19 protein-coding genes are annotated in these 17,923 nt (G+C 65.8%); 12 read left to right on the forward strand and 7 right to left on the reverse strand.

The features are described 5' to 3' along the window. Positions 1 to 368 precede the first annotated feature (368 nt). The 5 genes from rplM to erpA all read left to right on the forward strand — a co-directional run bounded on the left by rplM (position 369) and on the right by erpA (position 3,110). Positions 369 to 800 (forward strand): 50S ribosomal protein L13, encoded by a 432-nt coding sequence (rplM, locus tag NFX52_RS24175; protein WP_008907237.1) that lies wholly within the window; start codon positions 369 to 371, stop codon positions 798 to 800. An 11-nt stretch (positions 801 to 811) separates the two neighbouring features. Continuing rightward, positions 812 to 1,204 (forward strand): 30S ribosomal protein S9, encoded by a 393-nt coding sequence (gene rpsI / locus NFX52_RS24180; protein WP_005798582.1) that lies wholly within the window; start codon positions 812 to 814, stop codon positions 1,202 to 1,204. Between the two features lie 164 nt (positions 1,205 to 1,368). Beyond that, positions 1,369 to 2,079 carry a DUF6776 family protein gene (locus NFX52_RS24185; protein WP_055394671.1) on the forward strand — a complete coding sequence of 237 codons (711 nt, stop codon included), beginning with the start codon at positions 1,369 to 1,371 and terminating at the stop codon, positions 2,077 to 2,079. Between the two features lie 206 nt (positions 2,080 to 2,285). Continuing rightward, positions 2,286 to 2,684 carry a bactofilin family protein gene (locus NFX52_RS24190; RefSeq protein WP_055394679.1) on the forward strand — a complete coding sequence of 133 codons (399 nt, stop codon included), beginning with the start codon at positions 2,286 to 2,288 and terminating at the stop codon, positions 2,682 to 2,684. A gap of 60 nt (positions 2,685 to 2,744) precedes the next feature. Beyond that, on the forward strand, positions 2,745 to 3,110 hold the full coding sequence (erpA, locus tag NFX52_RS24195; protein WP_008907234.1) for an iron-sulfur cluster insertion protein ErpA: 366 nt from the start codon (positions 2,745 to 2,747) through the stop codon (positions 3,108 to 3,110). 88 nt (positions 3,111 to 3,198) lie between these two features. Here erpA and NFX52_RS24200 read toward each other — a convergent pair whose 3' ends face one another. Further along, positions 3,199 to 4,314, reverse strand: coding sequence for an anhydro-N-acetylmuramic acid kinase (locus NFX52_RS24200; protein ID WP_255354184.1), 1,116 nt, complete (start codon positions 4,312 to 4,314; stop codon positions 3,199 to 3,201). Positions 4,315 to 4,512: 198 nt separating this feature from the next. Then, on the reverse strand, positions 4,513 to 5,874 hold the full coding sequence (locus tag NFX52_RS24205) for a M23 family metallopeptidase (RefSeq protein ID WP_055394670.1): 1,362 nt from the start codon (positions 5,872 to 5,874) through the stop codon (positions 4,513 to 4,515). 205 nt (positions 5,875 to 6,079) lie between these two features. Here NFX52_RS24205 and tyrS point away from each other — a divergent pair, with 205 nt between their 5' ends. After that, complete coding sequence (gene tyrS, locus NFX52_RS24210; RefSeq protein ID WP_055394669.1) at positions 6,080 to 7,312, forward strand: tyrosine--tRNA ligase; 1,233 nt, start codon at positions 6,080 to 6,082, stop codon at positions 7,310 to 7,312. A 95-nt stretch (positions 7,313 to 7,407) separates the two neighbouring features. On the opposite strand, the gene NFX52_RS24215 is transcribed toward tyrS, so the two are convergent. Further along, positions 7,408 to 8,409, reverse strand: coding sequence for a LysR substrate-binding domain-containing protein (locus NFX52_RS24215; RefSeq protein ID WP_055394664.1), 1,002 nt, complete (start codon positions 8,407 to 8,409; stop codon positions 7,408 to 7,410). Between the two features lie 131 nt (positions 8,410 to 8,540). Here NFX52_RS24215 and NFX52_RS24220 point away from each other — a divergent pair, with 131 nt between their 5' ends. Further along, complete coding sequence (locus NFX52_RS24220) at positions 8,541 to 9,080, forward strand: DUF2917 domain-containing protein (protein ID WP_055394676.1); 540 nt, start codon at positions 8,541 to 8,543, stop codon at positions 9,078 to 9,080. 105 nt (positions 9,081 to 9,185) lie between these two features. After that, positions 9,186 to 9,563: a DUF2917 domain-containing protein gene (locus tag NFX52_RS24225; protein WP_029414354.1), complete on the forward strand. Its 378-nt coding sequence runs from the start codon at positions 9,186 to 9,188 to the stop codon at positions 9,561 to 9,563. A gap of 162 nt (positions 9,564 to 9,725) precedes the next feature. Here NFX52_RS24225 and NFX52_RS24230 read toward each other — a convergent pair whose 3' ends face one another. Further along, positions 9,726 to 10,334 (reverse strand): TetR/AcrR family transcriptional regulator, encoded by a 609-nt coding sequence (locus tag NFX52_RS24230; protein ID WP_010466633.1) that lies wholly within the window; start codon positions 10,332 to 10,334, stop codon positions 9,726 to 9,728. A 230-nt stretch (positions 10,335 to 10,564) separates the two neighbouring features. Between NFX52_RS24230 and fabF the strand changes: the two genes are divergently transcribed. Then, entirely contained in the window at positions 10,565 to 11,839 is a 1,275-nt protein-coding gene (gene fabF, locus NFX52_RS24235; protein WP_055394675.1) for a beta-ketoacyl-ACP synthase II, read from the forward strand. A 38-nt stretch (positions 11,840 to 11,877) separates the two neighbouring features. Here the strand turns inward: fabF and NFX52_RS24240 are convergent, their stop codons facing one another. After that, positions 11,878 to 12,276, reverse strand: a complete 399-nt coding sequence (locus NFX52_RS24240) for a BLUF domain-containing protein (RefSeq protein WP_055394662.1) — start codon at positions 12,274 to 12,276, stop codon at positions 11,878 to 11,880. 126 nt (positions 12,277 to 12,402) lie between these two features. On the opposite strand from NFX52_RS24240, the gene NFX52_RS24245 reads away from it, so the two are divergent. The 3 genes from NFX52_RS24245 to NFX52_RS24255 all read left to right on the forward strand — a co-directional run bounded on the left by NFX52_RS24245 (position 12,403) and on the right by NFX52_RS24255 (position 15,548). Next, positions 12,403 to 13,158: a Crp/Fnr family transcriptional regulator gene (locus NFX52_RS24245; RefSeq protein WP_055394660.1), complete on the forward strand. Its 756-nt coding sequence runs from the start codon at positions 12,403 to 12,405 to the stop codon at positions 13,156 to 13,158. A 168-nt stretch (positions 13,159 to 13,326) separates the two neighbouring features. After that, on the forward strand, positions 13,327 to 14,757 hold the full coding sequence (glmU, locus tag NFX52_RS24250) for a bifunctional UDP-N-acetylglucosamine diphosphorylase/glucosamine-1-phosphate N-acetyltransferase GlmU (RefSeq protein ID WP_055394659.1): 1,431 nt from the start codon (positions 13,327 to 13,329) through the stop codon (positions 14,755 to 14,757). After that, positions 14,754 to 15,548 carry a sensor histidine kinase gene (locus NFX52_RS24255; RefSeq protein WP_055394657.1) on the forward strand — a complete coding sequence of 265 codons (795 nt, stop codon included), beginning with the start codon at positions 14,754 to 14,756 and terminating at the stop codon, positions 15,546 to 15,548. Before glmU ends, NFX52_RS24255 begins: the two co-directional genes overlap by 4 nt. A 145-nt stretch (positions 15,549 to 15,693) precedes the next feature. Here the strand turns inward: NFX52_RS24255 and NFX52_RS24260 are convergent, their stop codons facing one another. Next, positions 15,694 to 16,824, reverse strand: coding sequence for a diguanylate cyclase (locus NFX52_RS24260; protein ID WP_082437290.1), 1,131 nt, complete (start codon positions 16,822 to 16,824; stop codon positions 15,694 to 15,696). Between the two features lie 48 nt (positions 16,825 to 16,872). Beyond that, positions 16,873 to 17,923, reverse strand: a 1,051-nt coding sequence (locus NFX52_RS24265; protein ID WP_252635853.1) for a GGDEF domain-containing protein, incomplete at its 5' end; no start/stop codon positions are given.

A 17,923-nucleotide genomic window follows, 5' to 3' on the forward strand; every position in this document is an offset into this window, starting at 1 on the left:
CCACCGCGTGTGCCCAGCCCGCAAGAGGCCTGTGCAGATGCCAATTTCCTCGCACGCCCCATGTGCATCCACCAGGAATGCCAGAAGCCGTCCCAGGCCAACCAGACCATCTGCGTGGAGAACCGCCGCCGCTACGAAGCCGACGAGCAGCGCCGCCGGCAGACCCCCAATTAGCCGTGGGCGAGGGGGCCGTGGGCTGCTTTCCGGCTACGGGCTTGCGCCACAGGCCTGCAAATTCGTATAATCGCAGGCTTCGCAGCGCTTTTGTGGTCCCGCGGCGAAGACTTTACGCCACCTAAGAGGCTTCCTTCAGAGAAGCACCGACCGTGGAAAAGGACCCGCCAAACCCTCTTTTGAAGAGAAAACTCATGACTACTACTTTCAGCGCAAAGCCCGCTGAGGTTGTGCACGAGTGGTTTGTGATTGACGCGACCGACAAGGTCCTCGGACGAGTAGCCAGCGAAGTTGCTCTCCGTTTGCGCGGCAAACACAAGGCCATTTACACGCCTCACGTCGATACCGGTGACTTCATCGTCATCATCAACGCCGCCCAGCTCAAGGTCACCGGCACCAAGTCCCTGGACAAGGTGTACTACCGCCACTCGGGTTACCCCGGCGGTATCACGGCCACGAACTTCCGAGACATGCAAGCCAAGCACCCCGGCCGCGCGCTGGAAAAGGCTGTCAAGGGCATGCTGCCCAAGGGCCCCCTTGGCTACGCGATGATCAAGAAACTCAAGGTGTACGGTGGTGCTGAGCATCCCCACACCGCCCAGCAGCCCAAAGTGCTGGAAATCTAAGGAGCCTTGAGATGATTGGTGAATGGAACAATGGCACCGGCCGTCGCAAGTCCAGCGTCGCCCGCGTGTTTCTGAAAAAAGGCTCCGGCAAGATCACGGTGAACGGCAAGGACATCCAGTCCTACTTCGGCCGCGAAACCTCGATCATGATTGCCAAGCAACCCCTGGCGTTGACCAACCATGTCGAAACCTTCGACATCCAGATCAACGTGCACGGCGGTGGTGAATCCGGTCAGGCTGGTGCTGCCCGCCACGGTATCACCCGTGCTTTGATCGACTACGACGCATCCCTCAAGCCCGTCCTGAGCCAAGCCGGCTTCGTGACGCGTGATGCCCGTGAAGTCGAGCGTAAGAAGGTCGGTCTGCATTCCGCACGCCGCGCCAAGCAGTTCTCCAAGCGTTAAGCTGGTTGGGCTCTGGAGGGATTGCCGCTTTCGGGCTGGCATCCTTCTCCCTGCGAAGCTTTCCTCGGACTGCTTTGCAGAACAAAAAACCGCCTTCGGGCGGTTTTTTCGTTTAAGGTGCGCTCTTTTCTTCGAACCATCCTGATGTTTCACCCCTTCTCACCATGCGCCTTCGCCTTCTGCGCCGCCGACTGACGATCAGCGCCCCGAGGGTGGCCATCCGCAGTGCCTTGCCCTGGCCCCTTCGCTGGCTGGCCCTGGCTGTGGTTTTTGGTTTCTGTGCGGCGGTAGCGCTCTGGGCCTTTGAGTTTGGAAAATCCATCGCAGGGCTGGATACCGTCTCCCGTGACGAACTCCTGCAATTGCGGGCGGAAGTGGATCGCTTGCGGGCTGAGGGGCAAGAGCAACAGACGGTAGCCCATACGGCCGAGAGTCTTCTGGTGGCCGAGCGGGCTGCCAAGGAAAGCCTGATGGCGCAGGTTCGGCAGCTGGAGACCGACAACCGCACGCTGCGCGAAGACCTGGGGTTCTTTGAAAAGCTGATTCCCGCCGCAAAGGCTGAAGGGCTGGCGATCCGTAGTCTGCAGGCCGAGGTGCTGGGGGGAATGCAGCTGCGCTGGCAGGTCCTGGTGATCCAGGCGACGCGCAATGCCCCCGAATTCAATGGCCGGCTGGAACTGGTGCTGACGGGCACCCAGGATGGCAAGCCCTGGACCCAGACCCAACCAGCCCAGGGACAGCCGCTGCAGGTCAAGCAGTACCGGCGCATTGAGGGTGTGCTCGATCTGCCCCCCAGCGCCGTGGTAAAAACCGTGACCGCGCGCGTGCTGGAGGGCTCTGCGGTTCGCGCAGTGCAGGCGATGACCATCGACTAGTCCGGCGGCAGGGTTGGGAAGGCCCCTCCGGGGAGCCTCATCCAGCGTGCTGCAAGGCCCCTTACAGCCCTGCGCCGGTCGTTGTGGCAGGCAGGGGTGATGTGTGCGGGGCTTCGCGCCGTAGCCGTTTTCCGTGGGCTTTCTGCCCCGTCGTTTTCCGTTTGTATGCTCCGGTTTGGAGCATGCGCATTGAGGAGTTTTCACCCATGTTTTCCCGCAAGAAGCAGCCACCGATCAAAAGCCTGATCGCCCAGGGCACCCGGATCGAGGGAGATGTGCACTTTGCCGAAGGCATGCGCATTGATGGCGAGGTGGTGGGGGACATCCGTGCGGGTTCGGAGCAGCCCAGCATCCTGGTGATTTCCGAGACGGCGCGCGTGGAGGGGGCGGTGCATGCCGACCATGTGATCGTCAATGGCCAGGTGGTGGGGCCTGTGCACGCTGCCGAACTGCTGGAGCTGCAGCCCAAGGCCAAGATCACCGGCAATGTGCACTACAAGGCGCTGGAGATGCACCAGGGCGCGGTGATCGCCGGGCAGATGTGCCCGGTGGCTGTGCTGGTGGAGGAAAAGCCCCCACTGAAGTTAGCGTCAAACGGGCAGTGAACTGAATTCCCGAGAAGACTGCAGTACTATTCACCGCAAACTTTGAACCCGGAGTACCCCATGAGCGCTGTTGCCGAAAACATCCAGACCGAAATGCCTGCCCCCATCCTGTTTACGGACAGCGCGGCGGCCAAGGTGGCGGACCTGATTGCCGAAGAGGGCAACCCTGACCTGAAACTGCGCGTTTTTGTGCAAGGTGGCGGTTGCTCGGGTTTTCAGTATGGCTTCACCTTTGATGAAATCACCAATGAAGACGACACCACCATGACGAAGAACGGTGTGTCGCTGTTGATCGATGCCATGAGCTACCAATACCTCGTCGGCGCCGAGATCGACTACAAAGAAGACCTGCAAGGGGCTCAGTTCGTTATCAAGAACCCCAATGCCACGACCACCTGCGGCTGTGGCTCCAGCTTCTCTGCCTGACACGGAGAGGGTAGGGGTCAGGTGGTACACACCGCTCTGTACCTGACCTCTTACCACGTAGCCGCCCGCATGGGCGGCTTTTGTTTTTTCAGGCTGGGTAAACAGCGCCCAGCACACGGGCTCCCGCAGCGCCGGTCACACTGGCCAGGTTGCCGGGCCGTCCGTGTAGCGCCTGCCGCGCCAGCCAGGCAAAGGCCGCCGCCTCCACCTGCAATGCGGGCAGGCCCAGGGTATCGGTGACGGTGACCTGCACACCAGGGCAGGCTACCTGCAGCCGTGCCATCAAATGGGTGTTGAGTGCGCCACCGCCGCACACTGCCATCGTTTTGCTATTTTTTTTGTAGCTGTTTGCGCTTATTGCACAAGCGCGGGCGGTGTATTCGGTCAGGGTCGCCTGTACGTCGGCAGGGTTTGCCTGTGCGAATGGCGCCAAGTGGTGTGCGAGCCATGCGGGGTTGAACAGATCGCGCCCCGTGCTCTTGGGGGGTGGCTTGTGCAAAAAGGGTTCGTCCAGCAGCGATGCCAGCAACTCCGGCAGCACCTTTCCGCTGGCAGCCCACGCGCCTCCGGCGTCGAAAGCCTGGCCGGTGTGCCGTTGGCACCAGTAGTCCATCAGCGCGTTGCCGGGGCCGCAGTCAAAGCCCAGCACACTGCCGTCGGCGCCCAGCACGCTGAGGTTGGAGATGCCGCCGATGTTGAGCACCAGCACGGTTTCACCCGCGCGGCCAAAAACCCCTTGGTGAAACGCTGGCACCAGGGGTGCACCCTGTCCACCTGCGGCCACGTCGCGACTGCGGAAATCGGCCACCACGGTGATGCCGGTGCGCTCCGCCAGCAGGGCAGGGTTGCCCAGTTGCAGGGTATAGCCCGTGCCATCAAATTCCTGGGGGCGGTGGCGCACCGTCTGCCCGTGGGCGCCGATGGCGCGGATGGAAGAGCCAGCCAGGCCGCTCTGTTCGAGCAGCGTCTGCACCACCTGCGCATACGCCTGTGACAAGGTGTTGCCCGCCAGCGCGGCGCGGTGCAGTTCGTCAGTGCCCGACGTATTGAGGGCCATCAGTTCTGCCCGCAGTTCGGGCGCGAAGGGTGCGCTGGCATGGTGGGTAACCACGCAGTGCGAGCCGGAAAAATCGGCCAGCACCCCGTCGATGCCATCGAGCGATGTGCCCGACATCAGGCCGATGTACAGCTCGGATGCGCTCACAGGAGCCGTGTGGACTGTGAAGGCGTGGACGGAAGAGCCTCAGGTCCAGGGGCTCCAAAGCCCAGGCAAGCGGCGCGGCCGACGCCAGCGGCCGCCGCGCAAGGGCCGCCGCGCCGCGTATGCGGCGCTTCGCTTGCGTGCGCTGGCGGCGTCCCCCAGTGGGGGGAAGGCGCGAAGCGACTCAGTGGAGGCTTCACTTCACTCTGCGCTGGCTTGTTCGATCTGTGCAGCGGCCGACAGCTGGATGCGCATGTTGGCCGCTAGGCGGTCAAACGCAGGGCGCGAGGCCTTTGAGACTGGCGCTGCCGCCTCGCTCTGGGCCACGATAGTCATGGGGTCTTGGTGCACGCCGTTGACGCGGAACTCAAAATGCAGGTGCGGGCCGGTGGCCCAGCCTGTGGCGCCCACGGCGCCCAGGTTCTGGCCTTGTTCGACCGACTGCCCTTGGCGCACATCGATGCGGCTCAGGTGGGCATACACGGTGACGTGCTGGTTGCGATGCTTGACGAAGACCACATTGCCGAATCCGTTCTGCACGCCCGCAAACTCCACCACGCCATCGCCCACGGTGCGCACTGCGGTGCCGGTGGGCGCGGCGAAGTCGGTGCCCAGGTGGGCGCGCCAGGTCTTCAGGATGGGGTGCAGGCGCATCTTGAAGCCACTGGTCACACGCGAGAACTCTACCGGCGAGGTGAGGTACGCGCGGCGCATGCTTTCGCCGTCCAGCGTGTAGTAGGCGCCCTTGGCTGCGCCGGGTTCCTGGAACCAGACGGCCTCATGGGTCTTGCCGTTGTTGACGAACTCGGCGCTCAGAACGCGGCCGCTGGACAGGGGCTCACCATCGGCTTCCAGGGTTTCGTACACCACCGAGAAGCGGTCGCCCTTGCGCAGCGAGCGGCGAAAGTCGATGTTGCCCGAGAACAGCTCGGCCATCTGCACCGCGACCGCGTCGGGGATGTTGGACGCATCGGTGGCGGCAAACAGCGAGCTGTGAATGATGCCGCCCGCCAGCCGACTGTTGGTCGTCATCTTGGCGGTTTCGATGCGCGTCGCAAACTTGTTGTCGCCCGTGCGCTCGACGATCAGGCGGCGGAAGTTGCCACTGTCGTCCGGCACCCAGCGCACCGTCAGGCGAATCAGGCGGTGGTCGTCGGTGGTTTCTGCCGACACGATTCGGCCGGTGCGGCCCAGCACGTTTTGTCGCACAGGAGTGTCACCGCGCATGAACGCAGCGGCGGCCGGGTCGGCCACGCCCATGCGCTGCAGCAGGGACTCGGGGGTGTCGCTGCTGCGCACCTGTTCGGAGCGGAACAGCGAGAAGCCCGGGGCTTCCAGCTCGCCCAGCACGAGGTTCTCTGCCAGCGATTCAACGGGGTAGCTCACCATGCGCACCGGCAGCTCGGCCGGGTCCGGCGCAAAGGATGCCACGGCGAATGCGCCGCCACCACCCGTCAGCAGGATGGCTGCGACGGCGGCGGTGATGCGTTTGGGATGTTGTTGGATCGTGCGGGACAGCCGGTCAAGCAAAGCCGAGCTGGCGGTGGTCAAGCCGTGAATCAATGGTCTATCCCCAGGGTGAGAGTGAATCCGTGACACTTCCCCGGCGCTGGCGCGGGGCAAGGCATGGAGCACAGACTGTCAGGCTGCAGCCGTTCGACAGAATGGTCAAAAACAGGTCGAAACAGCGGGCCCACTAGAATCCGCCTCAAGCAATGTGGGCTGAAGTATAGCGGTGCATGCTGTCTAGACATCCCAAAAAACCCTTATGAATCAATCTGCTGTTACAACAACCCCGGTCTCTGATGGTGTAAGACAGGCCCTCGAAATCTCCCTGCGTGGCGTGCAAGAGCTGCTGCCGCAGGATGAATGGGTCAAGAAGCTGGCGCGCTCGGAGGCCACAGGCCAGCCGCTGCGCATCAAACTCGGGCTCGATCCCACGGCTCCCGACATCCACATCGGCCACACGGTGGTGCTGAACAAGATGCGGCAATTGCAAGATCTGGGCCACCAGGTGATTTTCCTGATCGGGGACTTCACCAGCCTGATCGGCGACCCCTCGGGCCGCAACAGCACGCGCCCGCCGCTCACGCCCGAGCAGATCAAGGTGAACGCCGAGACCTATTACAAGCAGGCCAGCATGGTGCTGGACCCGGCCAAGACCGAGATTCGCTACAACAGCGAGTGGAGCGAACCCCTGGGCGCGAGCGGCATGATCCAGCTCGCCTCGCGCTACACCGTGGCGCGCATGATGGAGCGCGACGACTTCCACAAGCGCTTCACCACCGGCCAGTCCATTGCGGTGCACGAGTTCCTGTACCCGCTGATGCAGGGCTATGACTCCGTAGCCTTGAAGAGCGACCTGGAGCTGGGCGGCACGGACCAGAAGTTCAACCTGCTCATGGGCCGCCATCTGCAGCAGGAATATGGCCAGGAGCCGCAGTGTGTGCTCACCATGCCGCTGCTGGTGGGGCTCGATGGCGTGGACAAGATGTCCAAGTCCAAGAACAACTACATCGGCATTGCCGAAGACGCCAACACCATGTTCGCCAAGGTGCTGTCGATCAGCGACACCCTGATGTGGGACTGGTACACGCTGCTGTCGTTCAAGAGCCTGGCCGAGATCGCCGCGCTCAAGGCCGAGGTGGAGGGCGGGCGCAACCCCAAGGACGCCAAGGTGATGCTGGCCAAGGAGATCACCACGCGCTTCCATAGCGCGGCGGCGGCCGATGCGGCGGAGCAGGACTTCATCAACCGCAGCAAGGGCGGCGTGCCCGACGACATTCCCGAGGTGGCGCTCTCCGGTGCGCCGCTGGGCATCGGCGCCTTGCTCAAGCAGGCCAACCTGGCGCCCTCGGGCAGCGAGGCCAACCGCCTGATCGACGGCGGCGGCGTGCGTGTGGATGGCAGCGTGGTCAGCGACAAGGGCTTGAAGCTGGCTGCTGGCACCTACGTGGTGCAAGTGGGCAAGCGCAAGTTCGCAAGAGTGGTTTTGTCCTGATTTTTAAGTTGGATTGGCCGCCAGCGCTTGTTGAATAAGCGCTGTAAGCTATCAAAATGAAAGCGCTGAAGCCGCAAGGCCCAGCGCTTTTTTCATCAGGCCCCGTCCAGGTTGTCGTTCAAATCCGGGTCGGGCACATCGCCAATTGCCTGGCGGGTGGCCTCGGCCTGCACCTGCAACCAGGCGCAAAACGCCTTGATCTCCGGCCGCTGCGCGCTGCGTGGCCCCACCATGAGCCAATAGGCCAGCGGCGAGTCGATGCGGTGGCCGGGCAGCACCTCCACCAGGTCGCCAGCGGCCAGGGCATCGGCAATCAGCGGCATGCGTGCCAGCGCCAGGCCCTGGCCAGCCAGCGCGGCCTGCACGATCTGGTGGGCGTAGTTGAAGTACAGCCAACGCTGGGGTTGCAGCTTGGTCAGGTCGCGCGTGTCGAACCAGCGGCGCCAGCTCAGGTACTCCAGGTAGTGCGTGCGGTGGGCGTCGCCCGCCTCGATCAGGGTGAACTGCGCTACGTCGGCCGGCGTGCGCAGCGGCTTGCCGCTCTTGAGCAGCCAGGGGCTGGCCACCACGGCCAATTGCTCGCCAAACAGGCGGATGCCGCCCTGCGTGGCACCAGCGGGCATGGCGTAGCGCAGGGCCAGGTCCACGTCCGAGGTTTCCAGGTCCACCGGCACGTCGCTCGCATCAATGCGGATGTCGATGCCCGGGTTGTCGCGCTGAAACTCCTCCATGCGCGGGATCAGCCACATCGATGCAAAGCTGGCCCAGGTGGTGATGGCCACACTGCGGCGCCCGGCCGTCTGGCGCACCAGGCGCACGGCGGCGTCCATGCGCTCGAGCGCCGGGGCCACGGCGCGCTGCAGCTGCGCGCCCGCGCTGGTCAGCTCCACCGCCCGCGTGTGGCGCAGGAACAGCGCCACGCCCACTTCTTCTTCCAAGGCCTGGATCTGGCGGCTGACGGCTGACTGGGTGAGCGCCAGCTCATCGGCAGCGGCGCGGAAGTTCAGATGGCGCGCCACCGCCAGAAAGGCGCGCCAGTGGCCGGTGGCCACGGGGCGGGTGCGCAGAACGGCGGGGGAGTATTCGGCAGAGGCCATGGCAGGTGTCCTGGAGGCGATTCATGCGTTGTCGGAATGAATAGCGTACCGCGTTTTCATTGGACTGTGTGCATGGCGAAGCGCACTATCCAGTCTCCGAAACACCTTTTACCGAAGCCAAGGAGCCTGTCATGTCCCCCCGCAACGTTCTGGAATCGCAACAATCCGTGCAAGCCAGCCTGGCTGGCCGTCCTGCGGCCGGTTGCTGGAAACTGACCACAGGCAAGGCTTTGTCGCTGCGCCCGCACACCCATGGTGTGCTGCAGATTGCGCAGGGGCAGGTCTGGCTCACCCTGAGCGGGTCTCTGGCGGATTTTCCGGGTGCGGCGGCAGACCACGTGCTGCGGGCGGGTGACCGCTTGGTCATCGCACCGGGCCAGCATGTGGTGATGGAAGCCTGGAACCCCTCGGGGCACGCCGATGCCGTGGCTTTCCGTTGGGACAGCGTGGTGGCGCCCGCCACGGCGCAGTCCGCCAGCCTGGCTGCCCGCGACTGGGAGTGTGGTGTGGTGCAGCCGCTGCGCGACCTGGTGCATGCACTGGGCCAAGGCGGGCGTGCCCTGGGTGCAGCGCTGGCGGATGTGGCGGGCGCGGGCGGGCGTTTTGCCGCAGGTCTGGCCCGGTTTGCTCTGCATCGGATAGCAGCACCGCTACAGCGCAAGCCAGCTTGAAACGTATATGCAGGAAAAGCATCAATAGGTGCCGTGCTTTTCATTGGACGTTGTTCTGCAAGCCGCGCACCATACGGTCTTACTAGGGTTAACCCGGAGAAAGCCATGACAACCTCTCACGCTCTTCATCTGTTTTCATCTTCCCGCGCTGTGGGTGCGGCAGCGGGTGGCACTGGCACGGTGGCCGCTGGCGCCGCGGTCAGCCTGGCCCCCAAGGCTGCGATGACCTTGCGCATCGCCGAAGGCCAAGCCTGGGTCACGCTGGGCAAGGGCCTGGGCGACAGCAGCGACGTGTTCCTTTGCGCCGGGCAGTCGCTGCCCGTGGCCGCAGGCCAATCGGTGGTGGTCGAGCCCCTGAATGGCCGCCGCCTGCAGTACCGCTGGGTGCGCGGCGAGGCTGCCAGTGCCCGCCCTGCATCGTGGTGGCGCCGTGCGTCCGTTGGCAACGGGGCTCCCGCTTGGGGCGACGCCTGCTGCGCCTGAGGGCGCTGGCCTGATCCGGGAAAGGGGGGGCTGACCTCGCCTCGGTTCTGGTGTGCAATAGAGCTTCAAAGAGCTGCTAGCGCTTGATCTTCAAGCGCTAGCAGCTCTTTTTTTGATAGCGTTTGTACATGCGACACGTGCAGCGCCAGCGCCTCAAGCGGCTCAACCTTCGAGGCCTTGGTGCGGCGCTTCGCCCAACAGCCCGATCAACTGGGCCTGCAGCGTCGTCAGTATTTCATCGGACAACGCCGGCCGCGCCGCCGCAGTGGCGCGGGCCAGCACCAGCCCGCCGACCATGGTGGCCAGGACTTGCATGGCGCGCGCTCGGTCTTCTGGCGGTATAGGGGCGCTGCTGTCTGTCAGCAACTGCGCAAAACGCCCGATGTTGCGCTCGATGCCCTGGGCAAACACTTCTGACAGCTCGCTGCCGGCCCGCGCGGCATCCACCGCCAGCGCGGCGGCCGGGCAACCCGTGCCCGGCGAGTCGCGGTGCTGGGGCGAGAGGTAGCTCTTGATGCGCTCGCCGATGGTGGTGTTCGGGGTGGCTCCGTCCAGCGGGGCGATGGACCAGTCGAACGCTCTCGCACAGGCCTCTTGCACCAGCGCGTCCTTCGACGCGAAATGCCGGTACAGCCCGCCATGGGTGAGCCCCGCATCGCGCGTGATGTCGGCCACGCCCACGCCGGTCAGCCCCCGCTCGCGGTACAGGCGGGAGGCTGCGTCCAGGATGCCCTGCCGGTTCTCTGCGGCCTGTGCTTTGGAAACCTTCATGGGAGCCTCTTATTGATTGCGAGCGTACGCAAAAAGCGGTTGTGCCTTTATGATGATGGCTGCAATCATAAAGGCGCGGGCCCTTTCCGCGCGTCGATGCAGCGTCCCAGAACCGGTTCTTGGTGCTGCGCCTAATTTGTCTGACGAGGTGAATGCATGAAAAAAATGATCCCTGGCGGCCGTGGTGCCCAGGTGTGGAGTGGTTTGTGCTGCGACAAGGCGGTGGCCTGATGCGGCGCGTTGTGGTCACGGGCATGGGCCTGGTGTCGCCGCTGGGCTGCGGCGTGGAACTGGTCTGGCAGCGCCTGCTGGCCGGGCGCTCGGGCCTGTCACGCCTGCCGGAAGCGGTCACGGACGGCATTGCCGCCAAGGTGGCGGGGCAGGTGCCGGATGTGGCGCAAGACCCCGAAGGCGGCTGGGATGTGGACGCTGTCGTCTCGTCCAAGGACCAGCGCAAGATGGACCGCTTCATTCCCTTTGCGCTGGGCGCGGCGCAGCAGGCGCTGGCGCAGGCCTGCTGGCCGCCTGCCGATGAGCGTGCGCGCGAGCGCACGGCCACGGTGATCGCTTCGGGCATTGGCGGCTTTGGCGCGATTGCCGAGGCGGTGCGCACCACCGACACGCGCGGCCCGCAGCGCCTGTCGCCGTTCACGGTGCCCTCCTTCCTCGTCAATCTGGCCGCAGGGCAGGTGTCGATTCGCCATGGCCTCAAGGGGCCGCTGGGGGCGCCGGTCACCGCCTGCGCCGCCAGCGTGCAGGCGATTGGCGATGCCGCGCGCCTGATCCGCAGCGGCGAGGCCGATGTGGCCCTGTGCGGCGGTAGCGAGGCGGCCATTGACCGCGTGAGCCTGGGCGGCTTTGCAGCGGCCAAGGCGCTCGGCACGGCGTTCAATGACACCCCCGAGCAGGCATCGCGCCCCTTCGATGCGCAGCGCGACGGCTTTGTGATGGGCGAGGGCGCGGGCATGCTGGTGATCGAGGCGCTGGACCATGCCCTCGCGCGCGGAGCCACGCCGCTGGCCGAGCTGGTGGGCTACGGCACGTCGGCCGACGCGTACCACATCACCTCCGGCCCCGAAGACGGTGACGGCGCAGCGCGCAGCATGCTGGCAGCGCTGGCGCAGGCAGGCCTCACGGCGCAGGACGTGCAGCATCTGAACGCCCACGCCACGTCCACCGGGGTGGGCGACCGGGGCGAGCTGGCCGCCATTCGCCGTGTGTTTGGCGCGGGGTCACAGGTGGCCATCAGCTCCACCAAGTCGGCCACGGGCCATCTGCTGGGGGCGGCGGGCGCGGTGGCCGCCATCTTCACGACGCTGGCGCTGCGCGACCAGGTGGTGCCGGGCACGCTGAACCTGCACACGCCCGATGCGTTGGCCGAGGGGCTGGACTTGGTGGCGCTGCGGCCCCGGCCCATGGCGCTCTCCCACGCCATGCTCAACGGGTTTGGTTTTGGCGGCGTGAACGCCACGCTGGTCCTGCGGCGCTGGCCGGTAGCCGCTTGACGTCTGGTGTCTGCCCCGTGCTGTGGGGGGGGGCGGTCTCAGTGGACGAGTTCGCCCCGCACGGCTTCGAAGGCGGCCAGGGCTGCATCCCCATCCAATTTCTCCATGCGGGCGAGTGCATCCTCGTCTTCCACGGTGCTGAATGCCAGACTGAAGTGTTGAAAACGCCGGCCCGCCAGCGGGCCGTGGTGCAGCACCTCGACGTTGACATGGCGGGGGTCGTTGCGGATGCGTTCGATGAGTTTGAGCACCGCCTTCTGCGGACCTTCGAGCTGCTGGCAAAAACGCTGGCCGTCAAAAATCAGCAATCCCGTCACGTCCAGCTCCGCGTTGACCTGGCGCGCTCGCCCGGCAATCTCGGCCACCACGCTCAGCGGTTGCTCGGGGGCGAGGGTGCTCACGTAGAGGACCTCGTAAAGGGCGGGGGATACGTTCATAAGTGAGGCCCAATGTAGGGGGCACACGGCGGTTGCACAATGTCAAAAGACATAGATGTAACTGCTGCGCCACCCGGCGCGTTGTGGTGCTGTCGCCAAATGTGAATCGATGAGAATTGCGCCACCATGAACGCCACCCTGCCCGCCCATGTCTGCCCTCCAACGTGCCACAATTGCAGATTGCGCAAGACCGGCGCCTTCACCGCCGTGAAGCCCGAGGTGCTGGACTTCATTGAAGGCTTTCGCACCGACAGCCTGGCCGTGGAAGCAGGCGGCGCGCTGGTGCGCGAAAACCAGACCAACGCCAAGCTGTTCACGCTGTATTCGGGCTGGGCCTTTCGCTACAAGACCATGAGCGACGGGCGCCGCCAGATCCTCAATTTTTTGCTGCCTGGCGACCTGGTGGGCCTGCAGCAGGAGTTTGGCGATGTCTCCACCCATGGCATCGAGGCGCTGACCGATTGTTCGCTGTGTGTGTTCCAGAACGACAGCCTGTGGGCGCTGTTTCGCGAGCACCCGCGCCTGGGCTACGACATCACCTGGCTGTCGGCCCACGAAGAAGGCCATGTGGACGACAACCTGCTTACCGCCGGCCGCCGCAACGCCACCGAGCGCGTGGCCATGCTGCTCATGCACCTGTACCGGCGGCTCGACCGCATCGGGCTGGTGGAGGACGGCACAGTGGCGTTCCCGCTCAACCAGCAGCACATTGCCGACGCCCTGGGGCTGTCGCTGGTGCACACCAACAAGACGCTGCGGCGCCTGTCGCTGCTGGGCCTGCACGAGCTGAAGAACGGCCGCCTGCGCCTGCTCAACACCCGGGCTCTTGCGCGCATCGCCGAGTACTACGACACGCCGCCCCGGCTGATGCCGTTGCTGTAAAACGCTGTCTGCCGCGGCAGAAATCTGAGAGAAATGGCCTCTAGCGCCTGATAGATAACCGCAAATAGCTACTGTTTTAATAGCTTTTTGCGCCCAGCGGGCTGCAGCCGATAATCCACGCCATGCCCGCGCGCCGGGCTTTTGCAGCGCCCACCCATCTCCTCTTTCATGACCTCACTCGACATCCTCATCATGGCGGCCGGCAAAGGCACGCGCATGAAAAGCCGCCTGCCCAAGGTCCTGCAGCGCCTGGCCGGCCGCCCGCTGCTGCACCATGTGCTGGACCAGGCCGCGCACCTGCAGGCCCGCAGCGCCATCGTCATCACCGGCCATGGCGCTACAGAAGTAGAAGCGGCTACCGCAGTTGCAGCAAGCGCTGGCGCCTCTTTTGACCTCAAATTCGTGCGCCAGGAACCCCAGCTGGGCACGGGCCATGCCGTGTTGCAGGCCGTGCCGCACCTGCGCGATGACGGCACGGTGGTGGTGCTCTCGGGCGACGTGCCGCTGACCCAGGCCGACACCCTGCGCGCCCTGGTGGCTGCCAGCGAAGGTGGCAAGCTGGCCCTGCTGACGGTGACCCTGCCCGACCCCACCGGTTATGGCCGCATCGTGCGCAATGCGTCCGATGCCGTGCAAGGCATCGTCGAACACAAGGACGCGAGCGACGCCCAGCGCGCCATCACCGAGGTCTACAGCGGCATCATGGCCGTGCCTGCGCGGTTGCTCACGCCCTGGCTGGCGCGGCTGACCAACAACAACGCGCAGGGCGAGTACTACCTCACCGACATCGTTGCCATGGCCGTGGCCGATGGTGTGCCCGTGGTGGCCCACCGCATCACCGATGCGCTGCAGGTGGCGGGCGTGAACAGCCCGCTGCAACTGGCCGAGCTGGAGCGTGCGCACCAACTGCGCCAGGCGCGGGCGCTGATGGAGCAGGGCGTGCGCCTGGCGGACCCGGCCCGGTTCGATGTGCGCGACGACACCCGCACCGGCGTGCGTGGCGAGCTGGTCTGTGGGCAGGACGTGGAGATCGACGTGAACTGCGTCTTCACCGGCCGTGTGGAGCTGGGCGAGGGCGTGAGCATTGGCGCGAACTGCTGCATTGCCAATGCGCGCATCGGGGCGGGCGCCGTCATCCACCCCTACACCCACATCGACGGCGAAAAGCTGGGCGCCACCGTGGGCGAGGGCGCGCTGATCGGCCCCTTTGCCCGCCTGCGCCCCGGCGCCCAACTGGGCCGCGAGGTGCACATTGGCAACTTTGTGGAGGTGAAGAACTCGACGATGGCCGACGGCGCCAAGGCCAACCACCTGGCCTACCTGGGCGACGCCACGGTGGGCGAGCGCGTGAACTACGGCGCAGGCAGCATCACCGCCAACTACGACGGCGCCAACAAGCATCGCACGGTGATCGAGGCCGATGTGCATGTGGGCAGCAACTGTGTGCTGGTGGCACCGGTCACGATTGGTGCGGGCGGCACGGTGGGTGGTGGCAGCACCATCACGAAGAGCACGGCACCAGGCGCACTGAGTGTGGCGCGGGGCAAGCAGGTCAGCATTGCCAACTGGGCGAGACCCGCCAAACAACCCAAGCCATGAACGCGCCAGACGCCAGCGCCGGGGACGAGCTGCAGCAATTGCAGGGATTGCGCGCCGAACTGGCCCGCAGCCAGCAGCAGGTAGCCGACATGGCCGCTGCGCAAGAGGAGTTCTTGCGTGCCGTGTCGCACGACCTGCGCGCGCCGCTGCGGCACGTGACGTCTTACGGCACGCTGGTACGCGAGGTGCTGGGCGACCTGCCGCCCGAGGTGCTGCGGGGCGCCGAGGTGCAGGAGGCGCTGGGTTTTCTGGCCCCGATGGACCAGTCTGCCCGGCGCATGGGGCTGATGATCGACGGCCTGCAAACCCTGGTGCGCGCAAGCCGCGCGCCGCTGCGCCTGCAGCCGGTGCCGCTGGGCGGTGCCATCGCCCAGGCGCGCGCCGCGCTGGCCGCTGCAGAGGCCGGGCGGGGGGTGGAGTGGCGCATTGCGTCGGATTTGCCCACTCTGCAGGCCGACCCGACACTGCTGCAGGAGCTGCTGGTGCAGCTGCTGGGCAATGCGCTCAAGTTCACCCGCCCCGTGGCGCACGCGTGCATCACGGTGTCGGCGGATGCTGCACCCGCAGGCCAGGTGGCTTTTACGGTGCAAGACAACGGCGTGGGCTTCGACCCCGCGCGCGCGGGCAGCTTGTTCGGCGTGTTCCAGCGCCTGCACCGCGAGACAGAGTTTGACGGCGTGGGCGCGGGGCTGGCGCTGTGCCGCGCGGTGGCGCAGCGCCATGGCGCGCAGATCAGTGCCACGGCGGTGCCGGGCGGTGGCTGCACGGTGCGCGTGTGCTGGCCGGCGTGAGCAAAGATTTGATAATTTGCTATTAAAAATATAGCTGTTTGCGCTTGATGGATAAGCGCTGGCGGCAATTTTTATGCTGATTCCTGGGTCCCGCGGCGTTATCAGCGCCCCGGGCTCAGCAGGTGCAGCAAACCCCCTTCCGTGTTCAATGGGTCTGCACCACCGGTGCAGTTGGCGCCGCGTGGGATGTCTGCGCTTCATGGTCTGCCACCTGGTTGCGCCCGGCGTTTTTGGCGCGGTACAGGGCGGCGTCGGCGTCGTTGATCCACTCGCGCAGGCCCGACTGGTGGGGCGCGGCTTGTGCCAGGCCGATGCTGCTGGTGAGGTGCAAATCAGGCTGGTCGCGCAGGTGCAGGGCCGCGATGCGGCTGCGAATGCGCTCGGCGATGGCCAGCGCATCGGCTGCGCGGGTGCCGCTGAGCACCACTGCAAATTCGTCCCCGCCGTAGCGGCCTGCGTGGTCGTGTGCGCGCACGCAGTCCAGGATCACCTGGCCCACGGCGTGGATCACTTCGTCCCCCACGGTGTGGCCGTGCAGGTCGTTGATGGACTTGAAGTGGTCGATGTCGATCATCAGCAGGCAGGCGGGGCTGCCGCTGGCGTGAAACCGCTCCAGGCTGAGCTTGGCCTGGTCCTGCCAGTGGCTGCGGGCCACCAGGCCGGTCTGGGCGTCGGTGCGGCGCAGGCTCTCCAGCTCGCGGTTTTGCTGCGCCACCGTGCGGATCAGCCGGTAGCTGGACGTGCTGACCGCCAACCCATGCACGATAAGCAGGGGCAGGGTGCACACCACCACCAGCAGTGAGCTTTCCAGTCGTGGCTCGGGCCGCAGCAGCAAGGTCATCAGCAGGCACATGCCCGCCATGCCGGGCAGGGAGTGCAGCCACAGGCGTTTGATGCCAGTGCTGAACTTGTCGTAGGTGGTGATGAGGGCCATCACCACGCAGGGCAGCAGGTTGAAGTGCAGCAGCGGCACCCACATGCCAGCGATGGCCGAGTCGATCAGCAGATTGCGCACTTCGGCCTGGTAGGGATCGGCGCTGTGCCGGGCCAGCAGGTAGGCCAGCTGGGGCCAGACCAGCGCGGTGACCCCCAGCAACCACCACATCCACGCCGGAGACTGGTTGTCGTGCAGAACACTGCCCAGCAACACGGCACCCAGGCCCATGCCCAGCATGCGCAACGGGTAGATGCGGCGGTAGGTCAGCCGCTCCGACGCGGGGCCGATGCCGCCGTGGCTGCGGTAGGAAGCAGGCTGCGGATCGTTCGCGGGGGTCATGCTGGCGCGGGGCGGCGAATGTGGTGTGCTGGAACCGGTTCTGGGCTGCTACACCGCAGGCGCCAGCGCTGGCTCCATGCACCCCGCCACGCGGTTGCGCCCACCGTTCTTGGCGGCATACAGCGCGGCGTCGGCGGCGTCGATCCAGGCGCGCAGGTTGCTGTGGCGGTGGTCGGCGGGGGCTACGCCAATGCTGCTGGTGATGCGCACGCCGGGCAGGCTGCGCAGGCGCACGCCTTCGGTTTGCTCGCGGATGCGGTGGGCAATGGCCAGCGCGTCCTTGGCGAGCATGCCCGGCAGCACGATGGCAAATTCATCGCCGCCGTAGCGCCCGGCGCAGTCGCCCGCGCGCACGTTGCCGCGCACCACATGGGCCAGTGCGCGGATCACCTCGTCACCCACGGTGTGGCCATGGGCGTCGTTGATTTCCTTGAAATGGTCAATGTCCAGCATCAGCATGCAGGCGGGTTCGTTGCTGGCGTGGTGGCGGCGCAGGGCCGCCTCGGCCTGCTCTTGCCAGTGGCCGCGCCCGAACAGGCCGGTGAGGGCGTCCACGCGCCGCAGTTCGTCCAGCATCTGGTTGTGCCGTGCCGACTGGCGGATGAGCTGGTAGCTGACCATGCTGACCGACAGCGTGTGCAGCGCCATCACCGGCAGGCAGGCAACCATGACCCGCATGGAGGTTTCCGGCGCCCAGTGCAGGCCGGCCAGCGCCGCGCCCGCCAGCCCCCCGACCAGCATGGCGGGCAGCGCACGCGCCCACAGCCCGCGGATGCCGGTGGTGATCTTGTCCACCATGGTCAGTGTCAGCAGCAACACGCTGGGCAGCAGGTTGAAGTGCATCAACGGCACAAAGCTGGCGGCCAGGGCGGAGTCAATGAGCAGGTTGCGGGTTTCAGCGCGGTAGGGGTCGGCGCTGTGCCGTGTGATCAGGTAGGCCACATGGGGCCACACAAAAGCAGGCAGCACCATGGCCAGCCAGGCGGAGACGCTGGCGTGGCGCTCCCACAGCACCACGCCCACCACCATGCCACCGAGCCCCATGCCCAGAATGCGCAGGGGGTAGATGCGGCGGGGCATCTGGCGGCGGGGTGTGGGC

It is taken from the genome of Acidovorax facilis, assembly GCF_023913775.1.
Lineage (GTDB): Bacteria > Pseudomonadota > Gammaproteobacteria > Burkholderiales > Burkholderiaceae_C > Acidovorax > Acidovorax facilis.

What these genes read in the sequence shown, in the direction of transcription:
- NFX52_RS24225 (WP_029414354.1), top strand. Translation starts at nt 9,186, where the DNA reads ATGACAACCTCTCACGCTCTTCATCTGTTTTCATCTTCCCGCGCTGTG.
- NFX52_RS24245 (WP_055394660.1), top strand. Translation starts at nt 12,403, where the DNA reads ATGAACGCCACCCTGCCCGCCCATGTCTGCCCTCCAACGTGCCACAAT.
- NFX52_RS24255 (WP_055394657.1), top strand. Translation starts at nt 14,754, where the DNA reads ATGAACGCGCCAGACGCCAGCGCCGGGGACGAGCTGCAGCAATTGCAG.
- glmU (WP_055394659.1), top strand. Translation starts at nt 13,327, where the DNA reads ATGACCTCACTCGACATCCTCATCATGGCGGCCGGCAAAGGCACGCGC.
- erpA (WP_008907234.1), top strand. Translation starts at nt 2,745, where the DNA reads ATGAGCGCTGTTGCCGAAAACATCCAGACCGAAATGCCTGCCCCCATC.
- NFX52_RS24215 (WP_055394664.1), bottom strand. Translation starts at nt 8,409, where the DNA reads ATGGCCTCTGCCGAATACTCCCCCGCCGTTCTGCGCACCCGCCCCGTG.
- rplM (WP_008907237.1), top strand. Translation starts at nt 369, where the DNA reads ATGACTACTACTTTCAGCGCAAAGCCCGCTGAGGTTGTGCACGAGTGG.
- NFX52_RS24220 (WP_055394676.1), top strand. Translation starts at nt 8,541, where the DNA reads ATGTCCCCCCGCAACGTTCTGGAATCGCAACAATCCGTGCAAGCCAGC.
- NFX52_RS24185 (WP_055394671.1), top strand. Translation starts at nt 1,369, where the DNA reads ATGCGCCTTCGCCTTCTGCGCCGCCGACTGACGATCAGCGCCCCGAGG.
- NFX52_RS24240 (WP_055394662.1), bottom strand. Translation starts at nt 12,276, where the DNA reads ATGAACGTATCCCCCGCCCTTTACGAGGTCCTCTACGTGAGCACCCTC.
- rpsI (WP_005798582.1), top strand. Translation starts at nt 812, where the DNA reads ATGATTGGTGAATGGAACAATGGCACCGGCCGTCGCAAGTCCAGCGTC.
- NFX52_RS24260 (WP_082437290.1), bottom strand. Translation starts at nt 16,824, where the DNA reads ATGACCCCCGCGAACGATCCGCAGCCTGCTTCCTACCGCAGCCACGGC.
- NFX52_RS24190 (WP_055394679.1), top strand. Translation starts at nt 2,286, where the DNA reads ATGTTTTCCCGCAAGAAGCAGCCACCGATCAAAAGCCTGATCGCCCAG.
- NFX52_RS24230 (WP_010466633.1), bottom strand. Translation starts at nt 10,334, where the DNA reads ATGAAGGTTTCCAAAGCACAGGCCGCAGAGAACCGGCAGGGCATCCTG.
- tyrS (WP_055394669.1), top strand. Translation starts at nt 6,080, where the DNA reads ATGAATCAATCTGCTGTTACAACAACCCCGGTCTCTGATGGTGTAAGA.
- fabF (WP_055394675.1), top strand. Translation starts at nt 10,565, where the DNA reads ATGCGGCGCGTTGTGGTCACGGGCATGGGCCTGGTGTCGCCGCTGGGC.